The 3,738-nt window shown below is 74.0% G+C and carries 3 protein-coding genes and 1 pseudogene; all 4 read right to left on the reverse strand.

Annotated features, from left to right (window positions below; translation table 11 throughout):
• The coding region (locus CCN39_RS12160; RefSeq protein ID WP_491844420.1) for a beta-ketoacyl-[acyl-carrier-protein] synthase family protein at positions 1-393 on the reverse strand (393 nt) is incomplete at its 3' end.
• A 154-nt stretch (positions 394-547) separates the two neighbouring features.
• Positions 548-2,122, reverse strand: coding sequence for an RICIN domain-containing protein (locus CCN39_RS12165; protein ID WP_086841423.1), 1,575 nt, complete (start codon positions 2,120-2,122; stop codon positions 548-550).
• A gap of 193 nt (positions 2,123-2,315) precedes the next feature.
• Complete coding sequence (locus CCN39_RS12170; RefSeq protein WP_244210746.1) at positions 2,316-2,765, reverse strand: MarR family winged helix-turn-helix transcriptional regulator; 450 nt, start codon at positions 2,763-2,765, stop codon at positions 2,316-2,318.
• Between the two features lie 98 nt (positions 2,766-2,863).
• Positions 2,864-3,738, reverse strand: a pseudogene (locus tag CCN39_RS50125) (hypothetical protein); the annotation flags it as partial.

Here is a 3,738-nt window from a genome sequence, read left to right on the forward strand (position 1 = left end):
GCCGTCGGCGGCCAGCAGCGTGCCGCACAGGTCGACGGCGAGCAGCCCGGAGGCGCAGGCGTGGTCGGTGAGGGTGAAGAGGGCCGCGTGGGTGAGCCCGAGCGCTTCCCGCACGTCGACCATCGGGTCGACGGGGTACGGGTTCGCGGCCGGCATCGTCTTGGCGCGCACGATGTACCGGACGCGTTCTTCCCGGCCGCGCAGGGAATCGAGCTTGCTGACCGCACCGAGCACCATGTCCGCTTCGGACTCGTCGGACCGGCAGACCTGGTCGAGGCCGTACATCCGCCGGAACCGGCGCACCTGCCCGGCGTCGAGGCCGAGCTCGTCCTGCAGCGATTCGATCGGGACGGTCGTCGGCACGTAGGTGGACACCGCCACCAGCGAAGTCATCGCGCGGTCAACTCCCATCGGGTTCGCCACCGGTTCTCGGACCAGCCAAGAATCGCGGCGAACGCTGACGGGCCACTGACGGCCTGCTGACCTGTGCGCGGTGCGCCCTCGGCGTGGCGGGCCACGCCGAGGGCGGCTCCCCGTCCCGGAGCGGTTACCGGACGGCCGGGTACGGGAGCAGGTCCCACACCCGGTCACCGGACTGCGGCGTGCAGTCGTACTGCGCGGCGGCGGCGTCGTTGCCCAGGCTCGCCACCCCGGCACACCGGCCCGTCGCACGGTTCTTCAGCTGGACGTGCCCGTCCGCCGCGACGATGTCCCAGAGCTGGTCGGTGAACTGCGGCAGGCACTCGTACTGCAGCAGCGGCGCCCCGTTGACGTTGTTGGCGCCGTGGACGATCAGGCACTTCTTCGTGTAGTGGTTGCGCACCAGCACCCCGCCGCCGGCCTGCGGGTCGACCTCCCACGCCTGGTCCTGGAACTGGGGCAGGCAGTCGTACTGGAAGGCCGGCGCGTCGTCGACGTTGGTCCCGCCGTGCACGATCAGGCAGCGGCCGGTGGAGCGGTTGACGACCTGGACCGGGTCCGGCACCGGGGCGATTTCCCAGACCTGGTCGGAGAACTGCGGGAGGCAGTCGTACTGGACGGCGGCCGCGCCGTTGGCGTTGCCGGCGGCGGACACGAGCGCGCAGCGTCCGGTCGCGCGGTTCTTCAGCTGGACGCCGCCGTCGACTCCGACGATGTCCCACAGCTGGTCACCGAACTGCGGCAGGCAGTCGTACTGCCGCAGCGGTGCCCCGTTGGCGTCTTCGCCCGCGTGGACGATCAGGCACTTCTTCGTGAAGTGGTTGCGCAGCAGCACTCCGCCCGCCGGCTGGGGTTCGATGTCCCAGGACAGGTCTTCGTACGCGGACGGGCAGTCGTACTGGTACGCCGTCGCGTCGTTGACGTTGTTCGAGCCCAGGACGGCCAGGCAGCGCTTCGAGTAGTGGTTGACGAACCGGACGGCCCGCGGCGTGACCTGGTCGGCGATCCAGCCCGCCAGGTCGTCGGTGCGGGCGGCGACCGCGCCCTGCCGGGTCTCCGTCACCGCGAGGCAGCCGTGCTGCCACGACCGGCTCAGGACACCGGCGAGCTCGAGCCCGCCACCGGTGTCCGTGCGCAGCAGCGGCCCGCCGGCGTCGCCGAGGCAGGGGTCCTGGCCCGCCGGGTTCGTCACCGCGACCGTCGTCGGCGTGGCGGCGCCGAGCGTGAACGAGGCGGTCGTCAGCCGGTTCGGCACCCATTCGGTCGCCGTGCGGCCGTACCCGGCGATCCGCACGGTCTCCGCGGCCGGTTCCCGGCTCCCGACCCGCAGCGGGGTGACGTCCGGGACCGGGTGGGCCAGTTTCGCCAGCGCCACGTCCCGATCGGCGCGAGCGACCACTGTGGACACCCGGTGGGCGACGGCGGCGCGCAGGTCGGGCTGCCCGGCGTACACGGTGGTCGGCTTCGCGGGCGCGGCCGGCTGCGCGGTGGCGCCGGGGAAGCAGGCCGCCGCCGTGATGATCCACTGTGGAGCGATGAGGGCGCCGGAACAGGCCGCGGTGTCCGTGGTGATCTTCACGGCGAAGCGGTCGGCCCCGTCGGCGACCGGCTGCCCGCCGGCGAGGGCGCCGGCCGGCGCGGGGACGAGGACCGCCCCGGCGCAGACGACGGCGGCGACGAGCGGAATACGGGATCTTCGCATGGGTTCCCCCTGGTGTGCTGCGGAATGAGGATGACGGTGGCGCGTGGCGGCGGTGGCGGCCGCGCCCGGCCGTCCGGGGCGGCGGGCCCCACGGCAGGTCGAACTCCCAGCACTCCTGCGTCCCCCTCGCGTGCAGTCTGGCCGGGCCCACGCTAGCCAAGATCGACCGGCAAGACCACCCTCGTCCGGCGGGTCAGGCCGCCGGCTCCCCGAAGGCCTTCAGCAGCAGCCGGTGCAAGGTCTCCCGCTCGCCAGGGCTCAGCCGGGCGAGCAGTTCACCGGTGACCGCGGCCGAGACCTCCTCGACCTTGCCCACGGTGGCCCGGCCGGGCCCGGTGAGGGTCAGCACGTGCCGGCGGCGGTCCTCGGTGTCCCGCTCGCGGCACACCCAGCCCGCGCCCTCCAGCCGGTCGAGCACCTTGACCAGGTCACTGCGGTCCAGCCCGAGCCGATCGGCGACGCGCTGCTGGGAAAGCGGGCCGGACTCGCCGATGCAGACCAGGACGTAGTAGTCCCGCAGGGCGATCCCGTGCCCGGCCAGGGCCGTGTCGATCCGGCCGACCCCGCTGCGGTGCAGCTGCCCCATCACATAGGTGGGCCAGCGCAGCAGGCCCCGAGGCCGGCCGAGGGAGGAAGCGACCATGCCGGCGAGCATAGGGGCGGCCGCGGGCCGGCACAATTGTAGGGAGTACCTACAGTAGGCCGGATCGGGGCCTCGGCATCGAAGCGGCCCCGCCGGTGCTACGGCAGCGCACCGGGATCGGGTTCGTACCAGCAACGCGAGCCGGCGGCCGCCAGCCGGGCCAGCGGATGCGCACGTCCGAGCTCCCGGCTCAGCGCACTCCCCGCGTCCGCCGCAACCGGCCCCGGCCCTCCGCCGAGCGCCGCGTTCCACCGTGCGACCAAGGTGGCAGCGTGCCGCTCACCTTGGGCCCGGCGCGCGATCCGGGCCGTCCGGCGGTCCAGGTTCGCCGCGGCTTCGTGCTCGCCCGTCTCGTGGAGATCGCTCGCGAGGTTGATCGCGCAGGCGAGGGTGATCCGGTGTCCTTCCCCGAGCAGCGCCGTCGCCCGGCCGAGCAGGGTGCGGTCGAGCTCGAGCGCCTGCCGGGCTTCGCCGGCGAGGCGCCGGGTCAGGGCCAGGTCCGCCCACGCGGCCAGTGTCGCGGGGTGCCCGTCACCGCATTGCCGGCGCAGGCGTGCCACGACTTCCTCCTGGAGCACCCCCACTTCCGCGGGGAGCGGGCGGCCGTCGAGTACCGCGGCGGTGCGGGTGGTCGCCGCGAACTCGGCGGCCACCGAGATGTCCTCCGTGGATGGTGCGTGGCCCCCGAGCGCTTCGAACGCCGCTTCGACCTCGCCGGCCTCCCGCAGGGAGCGCGCCAGCGACGCGGCCGGGCCGTGACTGCGGTGCAGCCGGACGGCGCGGGCGCGATCGCCCCGCAGCCGGCAGGCCACCCCGAGCTCCGCGGCGAGCTGCGGGGTGCCGGTGGCCGGCTCACCTTCCCACGACCGCAGTGCGGTCTCGGCCACCTCGACCGCCGCGTTCAGGTACCCGAGGTCGAGGAGCCGTCTCGTCAGGCCGACGACGCCGTGCCGGACCCGCGGGTCGGGGCAGT

It is taken from the genome of Amycolatopsis kentuckyensis (assembly GCF_002155975.1).
Taxonomy (GTDB): Bacteria; Actinomycetota; Actinomycetes; order Mycobacteriales; family Pseudonocardiaceae; genus Amycolatopsis; species Amycolatopsis kentuckyensis.

Excerpts from the sequence above, each read along its gene's own strand:
- CCN39_RS12170 (WP_244210746.1), bottom strand. The coding sequence starts at position 2,765 with ATGGTCGCTTCCTCCCTCGGCCGGCCTCGGGGCCTGCTGCGCTGGCCC.
- CCN39_RS12165 (WP_086841423.1), bottom strand. The coding sequence starts at position 2,122 with ATGCGAAGATCCCGTATTCCGCTCGTCGCCGCCGTCGTCTGCGCCGGG.